This window comes from Rhizobium anhuiense bv. trifolii (assembly GCF_024346605.1).
GTDB classification, from domain to species: Bacteria; Pseudomonadota; Alphaproteobacteria; order Rhizobiales; family Rhizobiaceae; genus Rhizobium; species Rhizobium anhuiense.
Genome location: NZ_CP098803.1, coordinates 3988123 through 4005420, shown reverse-complemented (window position 1 = coordinate 4005420; position 17298 = coordinate 3988123). Strand labels below are relative to the sequence as shown.

At 61.3% G+C, this 17298-nt stretch carries 17 protein-coding genes; 8 read left to right on the top strand and 9 right to left on the bottom strand.

What is annotated here, in order from left to right; genetic code table 11:
• Positions 1-2: 2 nt before the first annotated feature.
• On the bottom strand, positions 3-920 hold the full coding sequence (locus NE851_RS28460; RefSeq protein WP_063474385.1) for a DMT family transporter: 918 nt from the start codon (positions 918-920) through the stop codon (positions 3-5).
• A gap of 191 nt (positions 921-1111) precedes the next feature.
• Between NE851_RS28460 and NE851_RS28455 the strand changes: the two genes are divergently transcribed.
• Together NE851_RS28455 and NE851_RS28450 are read left to right on the top strand one after the other, a co-directional pair.
• Positions 1112-2410 carry an adenylosuccinate synthase gene (locus NE851_RS28455; RefSeq protein ID WP_047618643.1) on the top strand — a complete coding sequence of 433 codons (1299 nt, stop codon included), beginning with the start codon at positions 1112-1114 and terminating at the stop codon, positions 2408-2410.
• A 60-nt stretch (positions 2411-2470) separates the two neighbouring features.
• Positions 2471-4966 carry a hypothetical protein gene (locus tag NE851_RS28450; protein ID WP_254959506.1) on the top strand — a complete coding sequence of 832 codons (2496 nt, stop codon included), beginning with the start codon at positions 2471-2473 and terminating at the stop codon, positions 4964-4966.
• Positions 4967-5088: 122 nt separating this feature from the next.
• Here the strand turns inward: NE851_RS28450 and rpoH are convergent, their stop codons facing one another.
• Both rpoH and NE851_RS28440 read right to left on the bottom strand, forming a co-directional pair.
• Entirely contained in the window at positions 5089-5997 is a 909-nt protein-coding gene (rpoH, locus tag NE851_RS28445; protein ID WP_018243318.1) for an RNA polymerase sigma factor RpoH, read from the bottom strand.
• 178 nt (positions 5998-6175) lie between these two features.
• Entirely contained in the window at positions 6176-7201 is a 1026-nt protein-coding gene (locus tag NE851_RS28440) for an RluA family pseudouridine synthase (protein WP_025554583.1), read from the bottom strand.
• Between the two features lie 43 nt (positions 7202-7244).
• On the opposite strand from NE851_RS28440, the gene NE851_RS28435 reads away from it, so the two are divergent.
• Complete coding sequence (locus NE851_RS28435; RefSeq protein ID WP_025554582.1) at positions 7245-7631, top strand: hypothetical protein; 387 nt, start codon at positions 7245-7247, stop codon at positions 7629-7631.
• A 7-nt stretch (positions 7632-7638) separates the two neighbouring features.
• Positions 7639-8463, top strand: a complete 825-nt coding sequence (locus NE851_RS28430) for a TrmH family RNA methyltransferase (RefSeq protein ID WP_025554580.1) — start codon at positions 7639-7641, stop codon at positions 8461-8463.
• Positions 8464-8509: 46 nt separating this feature from the next.
• Here the strand turns inward: NE851_RS28430 and NE851_RS28425 are convergent, their stop codons facing one another.
• Both NE851_RS28425 and NE851_RS28420 read right to left on the bottom strand, forming a co-directional pair.
• Positions 8510-9676 (bottom strand): coiled-coil domain-containing protein, encoded by a 1167-nt coding sequence (locus tag NE851_RS28425; RefSeq protein WP_025554579.1) that lies wholly within the window; start codon positions 9674-9676, stop codon positions 8510-8512.
• A gap of 116 nt (positions 9677-9792) precedes the next feature.
• On the bottom strand, positions 9793-10380 hold the full coding sequence (locus NE851_RS28420; RefSeq protein ID WP_025554577.1) for a DUF1134 domain-containing protein: 588 nt from the start codon (positions 10378-10380) through the stop codon (positions 9793-9795).
• A gap of 194 nt (positions 10381-10574) precedes the next feature.
• Here NE851_RS28420 and chpT point away from each other — a divergent pair, with 194 nt between their 5' ends.
• Together chpT and NE851_RS28410 are read left to right on the top strand one after the other, a co-directional pair.
• Complete coding sequence (chpT, locus tag NE851_RS28415; RefSeq protein WP_025554576.1) at positions 10575-11222, top strand: histidine phosphotransferase ChpT; 648 nt, start codon at positions 10575-10577, stop codon at positions 11220-11222.
• Positions 11223-11343: 121 nt separating this feature from the next.
• The gene (locus tag NE851_RS28410) at positions 11344-11706 is read left to right on the top strand and encodes a response regulator (protein WP_010069020.1); all 363 of its coding nucleotides are present in this window, start codon (positions 11344-11346) and stop codon (positions 11704-11706) included.
• Between the two features lie 225 nt (positions 11707-11931).
• Here NE851_RS28410 and ctrA read toward each other — a convergent pair whose 3' ends face one another.
• On the bottom strand, positions 11932-12633 hold the full coding sequence (ctrA, locus tag NE851_RS28405) for a response regulator transcription factor CtrA (protein ID WP_003542362.1): 702 nt from the start codon (positions 12631-12633) through the stop codon (positions 11932-11934).
• A 436-nt stretch (positions 12634-13069) separates the two neighbouring features.
• Here ctrA and NE851_RS28400 point away from each other — a divergent pair, with 436 nt between their 5' ends.
• Entirely contained in the window at positions 13070-13420 is a 351-nt protein-coding gene (locus NE851_RS28400; protein WP_003542353.1) for a hypothetical protein, read from the top strand.
• 202 nt (positions 13421-13622) lie between these two features.
• Here NE851_RS28400 and NE851_RS28395 read toward each other — a convergent pair whose 3' ends face one another.
• Positions 13623-13901, bottom strand: a complete 279-nt coding sequence (locus NE851_RS28395) for a GNAT family N-acetyltransferase (RefSeq protein WP_025602725.1) — start codon at positions 13899-13901, stop codon at positions 13623-13625.
• 55 nt (positions 13902-13956) lie between these two features.
• On the opposite strand from NE851_RS28395, the gene NE851_RS28390 reads away from it, so the two are divergent.
• Positions 13957-14502: a paraquat-inducible protein A gene (locus NE851_RS28390; RefSeq protein WP_174824507.1), complete on the top strand. Its 546-nt coding sequence runs from the start codon at positions 13957-13959 to the stop codon at positions 14500-14502.
• 23 nt (positions 14503-14525) lie between these two features.
• Here the strand turns inward: NE851_RS28390 and sciP are convergent, their stop codons facing one another.
• Complete coding sequence (gene sciP, locus NE851_RS28385; protein WP_007533628.1) at positions 14526-14801, bottom strand: CtrA inhibitor SciP; 276 nt, start codon at positions 14799-14801, stop codon at positions 14526-14528.
• 1210 nt (positions 14802-16011) lie between these two features.
• Positions 16012-16737, bottom strand: coding sequence for a sugar transferase (locus NE851_RS28380; RefSeq protein ID WP_025554731.1), 726 nt, complete (start codon positions 16735-16737; stop codon positions 16012-16014).
• Between the last annotated feature and the right edge of the window lie 561 nt (positions 16738-17298).

Genomic DNA, 17298 nt, shown 5'->3' with positions numbered 1-17298 from the left:
GCCTAATCCAGAGGTGAGGCGGTTACGGTCGGAGCCGAGGCTTTCGGCCGGCCCTTTTCGGCGATTGCGATGCCGCCCAAAGTCAGTACCAGCGCGATGACATGGAAGGACTGCAGCGTCTCGCCGATCAGAGCTACGGAGAGCAGCGTCCCGAATACCGGCACGAGATTGATGAACAGCCCGGCCCGGTTGGCGCCGATGGCTACGACACCCTTGATATAGAGGATCTGCGCCACCAGCGAGGGGAAGATCGCCGTATAGAGCGTGATGACCCAACCGGCCTGGTCCGGCCACTGTGCGGCGCCGCGTTCGGCCTCCCAGATGAGCAGCGGCAGCGAGGTCAGCATGGCGCCAAGCGCCGGGACCGCCATCAGCGTTCGCCAGTCGAGTGGCGGCTTCCAGCGCAGGAAGATCGTGTAGACCGAATAGGCGGCAATGGCGATCAGCATCAGTCCGTCGCCGCGGTTAAGGCTCAATTGCAGCAGCGTTGTGAGGTCGCCATGGGCGGCGGTCAGAGCAACGCCGATCAGCGTCATGCCGAAGCCGAGACATTGCGCCAGCGAGATGCCGGTGCGGAAGAACATGAAATTCAGCAGGAAGATCAGCATCGGGATGCCGGCCTGCTCGATGGCGACGTTGATCGCCGTCGTATATTGCACGGCCGAATAAAGCATCGCGTTGAAAAGCGTGTAGCCGATGACGCCGTAGAACAGCAGCAGCGGTAGGTTCTTCCTGACCACCGGCCAGTCCTTGCGCAGTTGCGGCACCGAAATGGCGACGATCACCGCCACGGCGAGGAACCAGCGCAGGAAGGTCAGCATCATCGGGCTGACATGCCCGAGCGCGAGTTTGCCGGCGACGGAATTGCCGCCCCAGCAGAGGGTGGCGATAACGAGGCAGATATAGGCCGTGGCTTGCAAGAGCGTTCTTCCCGTCTTTCTGCGGTCGTCGTCCGGCGTTTTGTGACGGGCAATAGCCTGCCGGCTGCTGATTTGTCACGTAAAAAGCCCAATCTACTGTGACAACAGGGTCGCTTTCCAAAAAACAAAGCTTTATAGATGCGCGGGTTTGAGCAGGTGCGCGGTTCAGCGCCGGTAACAGGAAGAGTTGGATGACGAACGTAGTCGTGGTCGGTTCGCAATGGGGTGACGAAGGCAAGGGCAAGATTGTCGACTGGCTTTCGGAGCGTGCGGATATCGTTGTGCGCTATCAGGGCGGACACAATGCCGGCCATACGCTCGTCATCGACGGCACGAGCTATAAGCTTTCGCTCTTGCCGTCCGGCGTCGTGCGCCCGGGCAAGATGGCGGTAATCGGCAACGGCGTCGTCGTCGATCCGCATGCGCTGATCGCCGAGATCGGCCGGCTGGAGGCGCAGGGCGTGACGGTTACGCCTGACAACCTGCGCATCGCAGACAATGCGACACTCATTCTTTCCCTGCACCGCGAGCTCGACGCGATGCGCGAGGATGCTGCGTCGAACAGCGGCACCAAGATCGGCACGACACGCCGCGGCATCGGTCCGGCCTATGAAGACAAGGTCGGCCGCCGCGCCATCCGCGTCATGGATCTTGCAGATCTCGAAAGCCTTTCCGGCAAGGTCGACCGTATTCTGACGCACCACAATGCGCTTCGCCGCGGCCTCGGCGTCGCCGAAGTCAGCCATGAAGCGATCATGGAAGAGCTGACTTCGATCGCCGATCGGGTGCTGCCGTTCCGTGACACCGTCTGGCTCTTCCTCGACAAGGAGCGCCGCAAGGGCTCCCGCATCCTCTTCGAAGGTGCACAGGGCAGCCTGCTCGATATCGACCACGGCACCTATCCCTTCGTGACGTCGTCGAACACCGTGGCCGGTCAGGCCGCGGCCGGTTCCGGCATGGGTCCCGGCTCGCTCGGCTATATCCTCGGCATCACCAAGGCCTATACGACACGCGTCGGCGAAGGCCCGTTCCCGACCGAGCTGAAGGACGCGATCGGCGAGTTCCTGGGCGAAAAAGGTCATGAGTTCGGCGTGGTGACCGGACGCAAGCGGCGCTGTGGCTGGTTCGACGCCGCGCTGGTGCGCCAATCGATCGCCACCAACGGCATCACCGGCATCGCGCTCACCAAGCTCGACGTGCTCGATGGCCTCGAGGAATTGAAGATCTGCGTCGGCTATATGCTCGACGGCGAACAGATTGATCATCTTCCCGCAAGCCAGGGAGCGCAAGCTAGGGTCGAACCGATCTACATCACGCTGGAAGGGTGGAAGGAATCGACCGTCGGCGCCCGCAGTTGGGCGGACCTGCCGGCACAGGCGATCAAGTATGTTCGCCAGGTCGAAGAGCTGATCGGGGCGCCTGTCGCGCTCCTTTCCACCAGCCCGGAGCGGGATGACACGATACTTGTGACCGATCCGTTTGAGGATTAAGCTCACGGGTCACTGTGGAGGATGGTTCGGTAGGGTACCGGACTTCTTGAGAAAGTACTGATGGCGGATTTTATTGCAGTTATTCGGCGGGCCGTCGACGGCTTGGCTGAAAATACCCCCGAAATGCGGGTGAAGGTCTACGAACGTGCCCGCGGCGCAGTGCAGCGGCAGCTCGAGAACATGAAGCCGCGTCCGCCGGAAGCCATGCTGCAACGCCAGCTCGAAAAGCTCGAGGCCGCCATCCGCGAAGTGGAAGGTGAACACTCCGAGGCGCTGTCGCTCGACGAGCCTGTTGCCGCCGCCACCGCGCTGGATTCCGCAGAAGAACAAGCGCTTCACGACGAAAGCGAACCGGCGCCTGTGCCGGAGACTGATGTCGAGGAGCCGGTTGACGAAGCCTATGCCGAGCCGCAAGCGGCCGAGGCCGCCGACGAGCCCGGTCACGTGGAAGCTGCCTCGCCCGAGGAAGCTGAGGAAGAGGTCGCTGCCGAGGAACCCCTTTCCGCGGAAGCATCCGTTCCCGCGGAAACTCCTGTTCCCGCGGAAGCTCCTGCTTCCGCCGAGACATACTGGCATCCCTCCCATGAGGAGGAAGCGCCGGCCGAGGAATGGCATGCCAGCGAGGCGCGCGACGTCGCTGCCGAGGATGTGCCGGCCGAACATGACGGCTGGGAGCCGCCCGTCGGGGATCACGACGAACAGGCCGGCGACTATCATGCGGACGAGCAGCATCCTGCGGAAGCCGAAGAGGTTGCGACGGAACCGGTGGCGGTGGAGGCTGACGAGCCGGAAGTCGAGGAGGCTTACGAGCCCGCCGAGCCGCTTCAGCCGGTCACGCGTGGCATAGATCACGCGTCGAACCGGCTGGTTGAGCCGGTCGCCGATTTCGATCGCCCGCAGGAGTTCGTCGAGCACAGCCGCGAGGAGCCGCTGCAGGCCGACGCCGTGGCGCATTTCGATCCCGTCTGGGCCGAGCCCGCCGCCGAGACGCCGGCTCCGGCGCCCAAAGATGCGGAGACCGAATGGGCGGAAGAGGAACTCAGGCAATATTCGCAGACGGCGCCGATCACCGCGGATGCTTCGGCGCGCGCCTTCGAGGAGGTGATATCGAGCCTCGAAAATGCGGCCCCCGCCGCCGTCATGCCGGCTGCCAAGGAAAGTTTCTCCTGGGAGACGGCCGCTTTCGACGATCTGCCGCCGATCGAGGCCGGCAGCAATAAGAAGACGCCGGTCGCTTCGCATTTCGACGATGTCGATATCTTCGCAGAAGTGCACAACGGCAAGCCGGCGCCTGCCAGCGCCGCGCCGAGCGAGGACTGGCGCGAGGCGAAGGCGCTGCGCGGCTACGACCGTCGCGGTTCGGTCGCCGCTGACGACGATGACTCCAATCCGGCGATGGATATCGATCAGATTGTTGCGTCCAAGCTGCAGGGCAAGAATTTCCGGATGGAGCCGAAGCGCCGTCGCTTCGGCCTCGGCACCGTGATCACGCTCCTCTTCGCCCTCATCCTGATCGGTGGCGGCGCCTATGCCGGCTGGATGAACAGAGAGGCGCTGGTGGCGATGGTCGACGGGCTTGTCAGTTCGGCACCGTCGCAGGCGACCCGGAACGAGGCGGCAACACCGCCGGCTGGCTCCGCGACGCCTGCCCAGCCTGAGCCAGCGACGCCTGCTCAGCCGACCACGCCAGGAGCGCAGAATACGCCAGTGGCACCGCCGCAGCCGAACCCGAACCCGCAGGTGGCGTCAATGAACAATGACGGCGCCGCGGCCAATTCGAAATTCACTCAGCGGCTGCTGACCGATGGGACAGAGGTCGACAGCGGACCGGCCACGGTGCCGGGAACGCCGACGGCAGAAGGAAAATCGGTCGCCGAGCAGAACGTCGCGGCAGCCGATACGCCGGCTGCCAGCGCACAGGGCGATGCGGCACCCGCCGAAACGCTGACGCCGAACGGTCCGGCGGCATCGCCGCAGCAGACCGCGCCCGTTGGTTCGTCGCAAAAGATGTTCCTCTATGAGGAGCGCATCGGCCAGAGCTCGCCGACGGCAATCGAGGGATCGGTCGTCTGGAGTGTGCAGCACGAGGCCGGTCAGGGCGGACGGCAGGAGGCGACGGTGCAGGGCAATGTCAGCGTGCCCGAGCGCAATCTCTCGGCTCTCATCACCTTCAAGCGCAATTCCGATCCGTCGCTGCCGGCAAGCCATCTCGTCGAGGTGGTCTTCTCGGTGCCGCCGAATTTCGAAGGCGGCAGCATCGACAGCGTCCAGCGCATCTCGATGAAGCGCACGGAGCAGGACCGTGGTGACGCGCTGATTGCGGTTCCGGCCAAAATCACCGACGATTTCCACATGATCGCGCTCAACGACTATCCCGATGCGCGCAAGGCCAATCTCGACCTGATGGCGACCCGTAGTTGGATCGATATGCCGATCACCTATCGCAACGGCCGCCGCGCGCTGCTGACGATGGAAAAGGGCGACACCGGAACGAACGCCTTCAACACCGCGATCAAGGAATGGACCGCCCTCGGGGATGTGTCGACGAGCCAGTGATGGTTTTTTCCGCAATGCCAACTTTATCGGACTTTGGCGGCTGACGAGGCTGCGAAAAGCGAATGAAACAGAAAAGGCGGGCCGCAAGGACCCGCCTTCTTCAATTCTATCACGCGGCAGGTTTATGCCGTGGCTTCGACGACGCGGACGGCCTTGGCGCGTTCCAGCGCTTCCTTGCGGACCGCATCCTGCACCTTTTCGAAGGCGCGGACCTCGATCTGGCGGACGCGTTCGCGGCTGATGTCGAATTCGGTCGAAAGGTCTTCCAGGGTCACCGGATCCTCGGCGAGGCGGCGAGCCTCGAAGATGCGGCGTTCGCGCTCGTTCAGCACGCTCATCGCTTTTGCCAGCATGCGCCGCCGGGTGTCGAGCTCATCCTGTTCGATCAGCACGTCTTCCTGGCTGTCATGGTCGTCCACCAGCCAATCCTGCCATTGGCCGCTATCACCTTCGGCAGCCTTGATCGGCGCGTTCAGCGAAGCGTCGCCGGAAAGGCGGCGGTTCATCGAAATGACCTCCTCCTCCGAGACGTTCAGCTTGGTGGCGATTTCCGAGACGTGCTCCGGCTTCAGGTCGCCGTCGTCGATCGCCTGGATGCGGCCTTTCAGCCGACGCAGGTTGAAAAACAGGCGTTTCTGGTTGGCGGTCGTGCCCATCTTTACCAGCGACCACGAGCGCAGGATATATTCCTGGATCGAGGCCTTGATCCACCACATGGCGTAGGTGGCGAGGCGGAAGCCGCGCTCGGCATCGAACTTCTTGACGGCCTGCATCAGGCCGACATTGCCCTCGGAGACGACTTCGCCGATCGGCAGGCCGTAGCCGCGATAACCCATCGCGATCTTCGCGACGAGGCGAAGATGGCTGGTGACCAGCTTGTGGGCGGCGTCGCGATCGCCATGCTCGGCATAACGCTTGGCGAGCATGTATTCCTGCTGCGGCTCGAGCATCGGGAATTTGCGGATTTCGTCGAGGTAACGATTGAGACCGGCTTCGCCGGCGGTAATGGACGGCAAGGTATTTCGGGCCATAGTGCACCCTCCTAAAGTGAATTCCGGCTCCCGATGGAAACGCGTTCTCGCGTTAAAAAAGGCAAACCGGGACGTGCGGCTCTACTGTGAGCCCGCACTAAATCCATATACAGATAAGTGTGGCGAAACGGCGGTTCAAGGGTGCCGCTCACGCAGGTGTGAGTTGGAAGAGGGGTCTCTATCGCCGCAGTGCCTCGACCAATTCCACCATATCATCCGGCAGCGGCACTTCGAAATGCATGATTTCGCCGGTGCGGGGATGCTCGAACTGCAGCATGAAGGCATGCAGCGCCTGGCGGTCGAAACCGTTGACGACCTTACGGATCTCTTCGGGCAGAAGATTGACCTTGGTCTTGAAGCCGGCGCCGTAAACCGTGTCGCCGAGCAGCGGATGGCCGATATGGGCCATGTGGACACGGATCTGGTGGGTGCGCCCGGTTTCGAGGTGGCACTCGACCAGCGAGGCGAACGCGGTGGCGTCCGGCTTTTCGTGGAAGCGTTCGACCACCGTGTAGTGCGTGATCGCCTCGTCGGCGTCATGACTGTCGGGGCGCTTGACGGCGCGGCGCGTGCGATCGCCGGTGGCGCGGCCGAGCGGCGCGTCGACGGTGCCCGTCAGCGAGCGCGGCCGGCCCCAGACGACTGCCTGGTAGGCCCGCTCCAGCGGCATGGTGCGGCCGTGGTCGGCAAATTGAAGCGAGAGGTGGCGATGGGCGATGTCGTTCTTGGCGACGACCATGACCCCTGTCGTGTCCTTGTCGAGACGGTGGACGATGCCGGGGCGGCGCACGCCGCCGATGCCGGAGAGCGTATCGCCGCAATGGTGGATCAGTGCGTTGACCAGCGTTCCTGTCCAATTGCCGGGACCGGGATGGACGACGAGACCGGAAGGCTTGGAGATGACGATGACGTCGTCGTCCTCATGGAGGATAACGAGCGGGATGTCCTCGCCCTGCGGCGTCGGGTCTTCCGGCTCGGGCAGCGTGATCTCGAAACTATCGCCGGTGCGCACCTTGCGCTGCGGGTCGGTGACGGGTTCTCCGCGCAGAAAAACCTGGCCGTCCTTGATCAGCGCCTTGATGCGGCTGCGTGAAAATTCCTCGCCAACCTGCGCCGTCAGCCAGGCGTCGAGCCGGCCTTCGGCGGTTTCATCGGCAGTCAGGACTTTTCTATTGCCGGCTGCTTGTTTAAAGGGGTCGCTCAAGACGCTTCTTCTCCGACGTATTTTTTTAGAACGGGACGCACAGATGACAGCAATCGAGCCAGACGACCAGGAAGAGAAGCCCCTTGATCCGGCGATGGAAAGTGTCCGGCGCAAGATGGTCCGCCTGCAGATCGTTTCCGGCGCCATCATGTTCGTGAGCCTTATGGCGGTCTTCGGTGCCGTTGTCTACAAGACGATGCGCGACGATCCGAAGGAGACGGCAGCAACCGTTGCCGCCTCCGGCGTGCCCTCGGATGCGCCGCTTGCCGCGACCGTTTCTCTGCCGCTCGGCTTCAAGGTGCAGTCGACCTCGTTGTCTGCCGGGCAGATCCTGTTTTACGGCGAAACCGTCGAGGGCAAGAACAAGGCCCTGGTCTTCGACCTCAGGACCGGCCGTACCGTCGCCGACGTCACCGTCGCGGGCAATTGAGGTCGGCATGGCCGCCGTCCCGATCGCCATCGACAGCGCCGACGATCCGCGCCTCGCCGAATTCCGCGACATAAGAGAGCGCGACCTGACGGGTCGCGAGAACCGCTTCATCGCCGAGGGCACCGTCGTGCTGCGCATGCTTGCCGAGGCGCATGCGGGAGACCGCGGCTTTTTCGCCGAAAAGATTCTGCTGCTGCGCAATCGCGTCGAGGGCGTGCTGCCCATCCTGGAGCGGTTTCCGGCCGATGTGCCAGTCTATGTCGCCGAGGCCGATGTGCTTAACGGCGTCGTTGGCTTCCATCTGCATCGCGGCGTTCTCGCGCTCGGCCGGCGGGAGGATGGCGGAGAGGGTGCCCTTCTCGCGGCGCTGCCGGAACGGGCGCTGGTGCTGGTCGGCTGCGGCATTTCCAATCACGACAATGCCGGCTCGATGTTCCGCAATGCGGCCGCCTTCCGGGCGGATGCGGTGCTGCTCGACGAAACTTCCTGTGATCCGCTTTACCGCAAGGCGTTGCGTGTTTCGGTCGGTTCGGTGCTGAGCGTTCCACATCGGCGCGGCGGCAAGGCGCTGGATGTGCTCCTGGCGCTTGCCGAACGGGGCTTTGCCATCTGGACGCTTTCGCCGCACGGCAAGACCGATATACGCGCCATTCCGGCTTCAGCGCGCATGGCGCTGGTCGTCGGCACGGAAGGGGAGGGCTTGCCCGAGGCGCTGCTTGCGCGTTTCCAGAGCGCCCGCATTCCACAGTCGGAGGACCTCGATAGCCTCAACGCTGCGACGGCGACGGGGATCGCGCTGTTTTCCATGGCTTCCGCGATGGCGCGGATCTAACCGGGGTTATCTGGCAGATCGGCATGATGGCGCGCCGCCGCGCGTCCTATCGGACGCGCTCGGGATCGGCGATGATTGCGGCCGCCCTGTCGGCAAGGCTGATGCGATCGTTTGGGTTCTTTTCCGCGGTATCCGCCAGCAAGGTACGGATCGGCGAGGAGGGACCTTCGTTGAGGGCGGTCAGCGCCACCATGTTGGCGGCGATCGAGGCGATCTCCTCGCGGATCGCGCCATCGCGCCCGGATACCGCCTTTGCCTTCTGCAGGCGCTCGGCAAGGGCGGCGCTGCGTGTGCGGACATCCTCGCCGATCTCGGCGATGACGTCGGCGGTGTCGAGCGCGGATACTGTCGTGTCTTCGGCCGTCACTTCCGCCGGCAGCTCGGCGGCCATCCCGGCAAGGCCGGCGTCGCGCAGCACCCGGTTGACCTTGCGGATCTCGGCATTGGCGGCCTTCAACTGTTCCTTCAACTTGGCAATCTCCTGCAAGCGGCGGGCGACCAGGGTTTCCTTTTCGGCGGCGGAAGCGCTCTCGCGCGCGGCCTTGTCTTCCAGGCGGATCACCATATGCTGCTGCTGCGTCAGTTTCTGTTCGGCGTCCCTGGCGCGCTTCTGCAAGAGAGTCACGTCCTGGCGTAAGGTATCGCGTTCGTCACGCAGCGCGTTGGCGCGGAATTTCAGGCTCTCCGCCTCGGTGTCGCGCGCGGCCAGGTCGATCCTCAGCCCATCGGCCTGTTCACCGAGCTTGCTCAGTCGCGTCCTCATCGTCGCCAGTTCGCTTTCCTTATTGGCAGCGGACTGCTCGGCAATATGCAAATTGGTCTTCAACTGGCTGATATAGTTCTCGTCCTTGCGCAGATGCGAGCGTTGCTCGGCCGCTTCGACATGCATCTCGCCGATCTGGGCCTGCAATTCGCCGATCTCGGCGGCAAGCCTGCCGGCGTCGACGGCGAGTGCATCATGGCGAAGCTGGAGCGACAGGGATTTCTCGCGCTCACGCAGAAGGTCCTGGGTGGTGCGGGCGTTCTCGGCGGCATAGAGCGCGCGGACCATATCCTTCTGGGCGCGAACTTCCTGCGGGCTCAGCGGCATGGTCGCCTTCAGCCGGTTCTCGGTATACCAGACGATGCGGCGATGAACGGCGGGCGAGACCAGAAAGACGAGGAACGCCGCGGTCAGGAAGCCCAATCCGAACAAGAGAGCATATTCGATCACGGCGCGGCCATCGGTAAGAAGGTTGATACGGGGTCAGCCGCGATGATTAAGCGCGCATGATGCGCATGGCAAGGCCGCCGGTGCGGGCGGCCGCGGATTCCAGCGGCTTGGCGGCCTCAGAAGGGGTTCCAGGTTGGCGCCTGGGTGATCTTGAGATAGCCGACATTGACACCCAGGCGGGCGCCGACACCGGTGCGGATCGGCACGACCAGCACGTCGTTGTTCTTGAGCAGCGTCATGCCGAAGCCGGCGATCACATAGGCCGAGCCGCTGACGCCGCCGAAGCGGGCATAGATGCCGTTGATGGAGGGCAGGTCGTAGACCAGCATCATCACCCGCGAGCCTTGGCCGCCGTAATCGAGGCCGAGCGAGGGGCCTTGCCAGTAGAGATTATGTTCGCCGGCATTCTTGGTATTCAGCTGGCCTTCGCCGTAGGTCAGACCGGCGATGAAGGCGCCGCCGCCTTCCTGTCCGAGGATATAGCCGTTCGGCAGGCCGTATTTCTGGAAGGCGCTCTCGACCACTTTGGCAAGCCCGCCGCTGGCGGAGCCGAAGAAGGAGTGGCCGGCATCGACGATTTCCTGCATCGTGTACTGGCCGTTGTCCTGGGCGGCGGCCGGCCCGGCAACCATCAGCGAGGAGAAGACGAGGGCCGAAAGCAACCTGCAGAAGCCGATGAATCGGTGCGGAATTTGAGGGCGCATGGTGTCATCCGTTCGTCGTTTGGCTGAGAGCGGGCAACCGCTCGCGGCGATTGGTGCATTTTGCGCCGATGATCTTAACAATCGGTTTACCAAATATGGTGTCATTATGGCATCGAGTACGATCGCAAACTTCGCGCAATTTTGATGAAGCATATTCCGGGCGCGATGAAATTGCCGCCCCTCAGGAGACGATGATGTCCAAGAACCCCAATCTCACCCTGTCCGGCCCGGATCTGGCCGCGCTTCTCTGCAGCCGCGTTTGCCACGATGTCATCTCGCCCGTCGGCGCGATCAATAACGGGCTGGAACTCCTGGATGAGGGTGGCGCCGATTCCGATGCGATGGACCTGATCCGCACCAGTGCGCTCAACGCTTCCGTCCGCCTGAAATTCGCACGCCTCGCCTTCGGCGCGTCGGGCTCTGTCGGCGCCTCGATCGACACTGGCGAGGCCGAGCGCGCCGCCAAGGATTTCGCCATCGCCGAGAAGAAGACCGAGGTGATCTGGAACGGACCGCGCGCCATCGTCGCCAAGAATCGCGTCAAGCTGCTGCTCAACCTCTTCCTCGTTGCCTATTCGGCCATTCCGCGCGGCGGCGTGCTTGAGGTAACGCTCGAAAATCCCGAATTCGATGCCAGGTTCACGCTCACGGCCAAAGGCAAGCTGATGCGCTTGCCGCCGAAATTCGTCGAGATATCGACCGGCACGATCGAGGAGGCGATCGACGCCCATTCGATCCAGCCCTATTATACCGTTCTTCTGGCGCAGGAGTGCGGAATGATGCTCGATCACAGCGCCAGCGCCGAAGAACTGGTGTTCACCGCGGTGGCTGCGGCCGCCTGATTTTTGCGCGTAAAACGAGTATCGGTGTTCGCGCGGTAACGATTCCTTAGCCTGATCGACCTATGCTTGGCTGCTGTTTAGAGGCCTTTGCAAGGACAGATGCAGGGGTAAAGGAGTCGCCATGCAGAGATTCATGATCACCGATAATTCGGACATCGTCCGCAAGGTCGGCAAGCGCATTCTCTCCGAACTCGACTTTCTCGTCAGCGAGGCCTCCAATGCCGGCGAGGCGCTGCAGCGCTGCCAGGCGGAGCTGCCGGAATATCTGATCGTCGATTCCGGCATGGAAGGCGCTCTCGACCTCATCGCCGCCATCCGCGCCATGGACGGCGGCAAAGAGGTCAAGATCTATTACTGCGTCGTCGAGGCGGATCTGAAGAAGCTGATGGCTGGCAAACGGGCTGGCGCCACCGACTTCCTGCTGAAGCCGTTCGATCGCAAGATCCTGACCGCCGTCTTCGGAAACCGCGCGATCGCCGCCTGACGGCAGATCTCATCCCGCCCAATCGGCGACCTTGGAGCATAATGCCGAAAGTGCAAGCGCGTTCGGCCGCCGCAACGCTCTATTTTTTTGACCGAAAGACAGGGAATTTCAGGCCGATCCAGCCTGAAATCCTCTCCGTCACGGCGGCTTGTTGTTGCCGGCAGAAACGAAAAATCCCGCCGGAAAGGCGGGATCTTCGTTTATCCGATAAGGGGGATCGGAAAATCAGGCGGTTTCGGCGTATTCGGCCCCATCCGGCTCGCGAAGAACGTAACCACGGCCCCAGACGGTCTCGATGTAGTTGGCGCCGCCGGCAGCGTTGGCGAGCTTCTTGCGCAGCTTGCAGATGAAGACGTCGATGATCTTCAGTTCCGGTTCGTCCATGCCGCCGTAAAGGTGGTTCAGGAACATTTCCTTGGTGAGGGTGGTGCCCTTGCGGAGCGAAAGCAGCTCCAGCATCTGGTATTCCTTGCCGGTCAGGTGGACGCGCTGGCCACCGACTTCGACAGTTTTGGCGTCGAGGTTGACGATCAACTCGCCGGTCATGATGACCGACTGGGCGTGACCCTTGGAGCGGCGGACGATAGCGTGGATGCGGGCGACGAGCTCGTCCTTGTGGAACGGCTTAGTCATGTAGTCGTCGGCGCCGAAGCCGAGGCCGCGAACCTTGTCTTCGATGCCGGCCATGCCCGACAGAATGAGGATCGGTGTCTTGACCTTGGACAGCCGGAGCGTGCGGAGCACTTCATATCCGGACATGTCGGGCAGGTTCAGATCGAGAAGGATGATGTCATAATCATACAGCTTGCCCAGATCGACGCCTTCTTCACCGAGATCGGTGGTATAAACATTAAAACTTTCTGATTTCAGCATCAACTCGATGCTCTGCGCCGTAGCGCTGTCATCCTCGATGAGAAGTACCCGCATAATTATCCCCTTTACCGCCGCCGAAAGGTGGTCTGGCCCCCTACACGATACCGAACACGCTACGTGATTTGGAAGCTGCCACGAAATGGTTAACAAATTCTAATTCACTCTGGCAAGGAGTATCGAATTTATTAAATAATTTTTCCATTTCTCTGTTTTCCAATAGGAATCTCAAAAAGGCTCTCCTCAACTTTTACATTAGGAAAAGGCGCTAAGTGATTCATCCGACTCGCCAATGAAAAGGTTCGAACTTCATGCCTCGGCATTTACCGACCCTTAAATCATCGGGCCTATCATTAACGATGCCCGTAAACGAAAGGTTACCAGCGGTAGGTATTTGTTAATATCGCAGGAAATTTTTTAGCAAACCGTGTCAAAGCGGCGCGCAGGGCGGTTTCAAGTTGAGCCGGGGTCTCGCATCACGGGAGTAATGCGTATGAAGTCGCGAGAGAGTCTCGTTCGCCTGAAGGAATTTCAGGTGAACGAAAAACGACGTCAATTGCAGCAGTTGCAGATGATGATGTCCGAATTCGAACGGATGACGAAGGATCTGGAGAGCCAGATCGTCGTCGAGGAAAAGAAGTCCGGTATTTCCGACCCGAATCACTTTGCTTATCCGACCTTCGCCAAGGCCGCGCGTCAGCGGGCCGATAACCTGCAGGTTTCGATCAAGGAACTGAAGATGCAGGAAGAGACGCTGGAAATGGCGCTCGAGGAGATGCAGGCGGAATATGCAAGGGCGACGGCGCTGGAAGAGCGTGACGGCGGCGCCCGCGCAAGGGCGTAAGAAAACGGCGGGCGCCGGCTTCGGCGCCCTGGGATCGCCACTGAGAAGCCATGTATGATGGGCACGCTGTCCGTCATACATGGCTTTTGGTGTTTGCCTGACGGTGTCACTCCCACCGGCGACGAGATTCGTCACCGACGGCGAGGATTTGCCTTATGGACGTCGTGCTCCCAAAACCGTTGCACGGTTTTGGGAGCACGCTTCAATTCACGACATCCTTCCATTCCGGATGGCGTTGCGCCTGCGCCTTGAAGAAGGGGCAAAGCGGAATGATCTTCCAGCCGCCGGTACGGGCTGCTTCCACAGCATGGAGCGCCAAGGCCTGGCCGACACCCTTGCCGCGCAGCGCATCGGGAACGGCGGTGTGATCGATGATGACGAGCGTCGGCGATGTGCGTGAATAGGTCATCTCAGCCTCATGCCCTTCGACCTCGGCCGCATAACGGCCGCCGGAGGCGCCTTCCTCATTTCGAATGTCCATTGTCTTTCCTCGCAGCGAATATTGTCGTAGCGGACCGTGACACGGCGGCGCGGTCGTGCCAAGCCGTGGAAGGAATAGGGACAGGAGACGGAGTGTTCATGCAAAATATCGGATCGATACGAGGCTCAGGGCAATGAGTGCACTTTCGATGATCCGTCCGGTCCTTCTCGTGGCGGCGCCGTTCTTCCTGGCACTCGGCCTGGTTTTGCCGCTGGTCCGTTTCGAGACGCTGTATTTTTTCGACAGGACGCCGTCGCTCATCGAAGTCGTCGTGTCGTTGTGGCAAGGCGGGGATGGGCTGCTGGCGGCGATCGTCGCACTGGTTTCGATCCTGCTGCCGCTTCTGAAGATGATCGGGATCGCTGCAGAGGCAACGGCCGCCGGCGGCGGGGCCGGCAGTCTGTTCTATCGTCGAGTCGTACCGCATCTGTCCAAGTGGTCGATGATGGACGTGCTGCTGGTTGCGATCGTCATTGCGGCGGCGAAGACGACGGGGCTGGCGGATGCTTTCACGCAGCCCGGTCTCTGGTGCTACGCGGCCTCGTCAATGATTTCGGGCCTTCTTCATTCCCTCATGGGAGATGCGTCCGGCCCGAAATAAATGTCGTCGATGCTGGGGATTGATCAGTGACGATATTGCTGGATGCGCGTGGTGCGCAGGCCGGCGAGACCGTGACTGTTGATCGACGATTGCCAGGAGAGGAATTCTTCGACTGTGAGCGTGTAACGCTCGCAGGCCTCTTCCAAGCTCAACAAGCCACCGCGGACAGCCGCGACAACCTCTGCCTTACGGCGAATCACCCAGCGCCGCGTATTGGGCGGCGGGAGATCCGCGATCGTCAGGGGGCTGCCATCGGGGCCGATGACATATTTTACTCGGGGACGTATCATTTCGGTCATTGGACTCTCTACACAACGCAAGACCACGAAGCCCACTCTAGCCTGCCACATTTAAAAATTGCCTAAACCCATCGTAAGACTTTGATAACAAATTTAGACGCCCCGCCCTGGTCGGTGATTGGCGGCGGCCGCCTGCCGTTACGTCAATTTGCAGCGCCTGCATGGGAGGCATGCCGGATAAATATCACCCCAATTTCCCTGGATGATCTTATCAGCGCGGCAACATAGGAATGAGGGCGAGACCCCTCGTCTCCCTTCTTTCCGCTGTATCGGTCCTGTTCGTGCTTTTTGAACTTCGATCCTTTGGATGCGGGGGCAGAAGCCGTCTTTGCCGATCCTCAGGCGTGAGCTTCCTGCTGCCGGGCAGCGGGGCCGATCCGAAGCCGGCCATACGAGGATATGAAGATGACAAGACGTGAGCGCGCAGCCGACGACTGCGCTGTGGATGCGGCATTTTCGCCTTCTGAGGCCGATGGCGGCGGGTTTCGCTGAGCGACGGCAAGGAACGGCTTGGCGGGGTGGCGAAGCTTGCGGGCTTCGACTTCCATCTGTTCTCGGCTTTCCGGCGGAGAGACCCTACCGCCTTCACCGGAAACCGGTTGATCAGCACCTTGCCGCAAAGCCTTGTCGGTTTTTACGGGGTTGCCGATCTCTTCCATTGCAGCAAACTGGTGAACGAGATGAAACGACGATAATGCCGATCTTCTGCGAGGAGGGGGCGTTTGCGGGCAGTGCCGCCAATCGGGAAAACCGCCGTCTCAACACGCTCTTTCCGATGCTTGAGGTGAAGAACACCGTCGCCTTTCCGCCACCCGTCATTGACCTGAAACGATACATCTTCACCTTTTCAGGTGGCTGTCCCACTCCTCACACAGGAATGGGCGATGGTGCTGCTGTATGGGCGCATGGAGCTTCTAGGCTCGCGGCGCTGTCATACGCAGCCGCCCGAGCAACGACGAGATCGCGGTCGTTCTCGATCTCTCGTCGTATACGGTGGCGGGGTTATCTGAAGAGCGCGATCCGCAAGCTCGATTCGGTCAGCTGCAGACAGGCGGTTGCCACGGCATTCCAGTACCGGGTGCTCATAAAGCGCGTTGCACCGCGCTTTGGGTCTTTGTCCTATGCAGATCGCCCAAAACCGCTACGCAGTTTTGGGCGATCTGTGTAAGGCAGCAGATGTCTGGGCTGAAAAGCTTAAAAGCGGGGAAGCTTAGAAGCCCTTTCCGCCGGTCAGCTCCGACACGACGGTTCCAGCAATGATGCGCATATCCATCCAGATCGAAAAATTTCCGACGTAATAGAGATCGCTGACGATGCGGGCGCGTGCTTTGGCCGGACGGTCGGTCGGGCCGCGCAGGCCGCGCATCTGGGCAAGGCCGGTCATCCCAGGACGCATCGCGTGGCGCTGATGGTATTCCGGTACGAGCTCTTCGTAGAGCATGCCGCCGGCGCGCATCCCGATTGCATGGCAACGCGGACCGACGACCGACATATCGCCCAGCAGCACGTTCAGCAGCTGCGGCAACTCATCGATATTCGTGCGGCGCAGAATGGCGCCGATACGGGTGATGCGTGGATCGTTCTTCACCGTCTGGGCAATGCCGGAGACATCGCAGAGATCGGTGCGCATGGAGCGGAACTTGTAGACCTTGATGGCCTTGCAGTTCTTGCCCCAGCGGGTCTGCTTGAAGAGCACCGGCCCCGGGCTGTCGAGCTTGATCAGCAGGGCGACGAACAGGAGGAAAGGCGCGAGGACGAGGAGGGCGCTCAACGACGAAACAATGTCGAACGCCCGCTTCAGGACCAGATCCACCAGCGGCGCTTGGGGCGCATCGCTATGGATAACAGGGGTCTGGATCTTCAGGCTCGGCTGCTGGTGGCGGCTCGGCCGGAAGGACTCTGTCGAAATGCTGTTGTTTAGTTCCGTGATGCTCAAGGATCGTACTCTGTTGTCTTCGAGGGGCGCGGCGGCAATAGGCGATCAATGGTTAACCCTGTCACCAGGGCTGCACTCAGGTCTTGGTAACCCTACTAAAACGGAAAAATGCGACAATTGTGTAATGGTGTCCAGAGAAATATCGCATCGCAGCAAATCTTTCGCAATTGCGTTAAGTTGAGGCAAGCTCATGATATTTCGTTAATAATTGGAATTTTGTCAAAGTTTCTAGGCCCTTGGCAGGGGTTCGCAGGGGGCCGGCGGCGCGTCGTTTCGACACGTGACCCAGGTCTCTTAAGCGTATTTGTTAACGGAACACGAGGCGAAATTTTTGTGATGAGGATATCGATCACTGCCGAAGCCGTGTCGAAATGTGACAAAATCAAGGCGGGATTGATGGCGGGCAGCGTCTTGAAACGATGCAAAGCAACGAATTCGTCCCCAGACTCGCTTGATAAGGCCCGATAACGCGAATCACTTCACGGTTGGAAACGGGATCGCGGCCACGCTTCCAGGAGGGACGGCTTGCTCAGTTGGCGCGCGCCAGAGGCCGGCCGCGGA

What these genes read in the sequence shown, in the direction of transcription:
- rpoH (WP_018243318.1), bottom strand. Translation starts at nt 5,997, where the DNA reads ATGGCCCGAAATACCTTGCCGTCCATTACCGCCGGCGAAGCCGGTCTC.
- NE851_RS28450 (WP_254959506.1), top strand. Translation starts at nt 2,471, where the DNA reads ATGGCGGATTTTATTGCAGTTATTCGGCGGGCCGTCGACGGCTTGGCT.
- sciP (WP_007533628.1), bottom strand. Translation starts at nt 14,801, where the DNA reads ATGACCGAAATGATACGTCCCCGAGTAAAATATGTCATCGGCCCCGAT.
- NE851_RS28435 (WP_025554582.1), top strand. Translation starts at nt 7,245, where the DNA reads ATGACAGCAATCGAGCCAGACGACCAGGAAGAGAAGCCCCTTGATCCG.
- ctrA (WP_003542362.1), bottom strand. Translation starts at nt 12,633, where the DNA reads ATGCGGGTACTTCTCATCGAGGATGACAGCGCTACGGCGCAGAGCATC.
- NE851_RS28430 (WP_025554580.1), top strand. Translation starts at nt 7,639, where the DNA reads ATGGCCGCCGTCCCGATCGCCATCGACAGCGCCGACGATCCGCGCCTC.
- chpT (WP_025554576.1), top strand. Translation starts at nt 10,575, where the DNA reads ATGTCCAAGAACCCCAATCTCACCCTGTCCGGCCCGGATCTGGCCGCG.
- NE851_RS28395 (WP_025602725.1), bottom strand. Translation starts at nt 13,901, where the DNA reads ATGGACATTCGAAATGAGGAAGGCGCCTCCGGCGGCCGTTATGCGGCC.
- NE851_RS28420 (WP_025554577.1), bottom strand. Translation starts at nt 10,380, where the DNA reads ATGCGCCCTCAAATTCCGCACCGATTCATCGGCTTCTGCAGGTTGCTT.
- NE851_RS28400 (WP_003542353.1), top strand. Translation starts at nt 13,070, where the DNA reads ATGAAGTCGCGAGAGAGTCTCGTTCGCCTGAAGGAATTTCAGGTGAAC.
- NE851_RS28455 (WP_047618643.1), top strand. Translation starts at nt 1,112, where the DNA reads ATGACGAACGTAGTCGTGGTCGGTTCGCAATGGGGTGACGAAGGCAAG.
- NE851_RS28410 (WP_010069020.1), top strand. Translation starts at nt 11,344, where the DNA reads ATGCAGAGATTCATGATCACCGATAATTCGGACATCGTCCGCAAGGTC.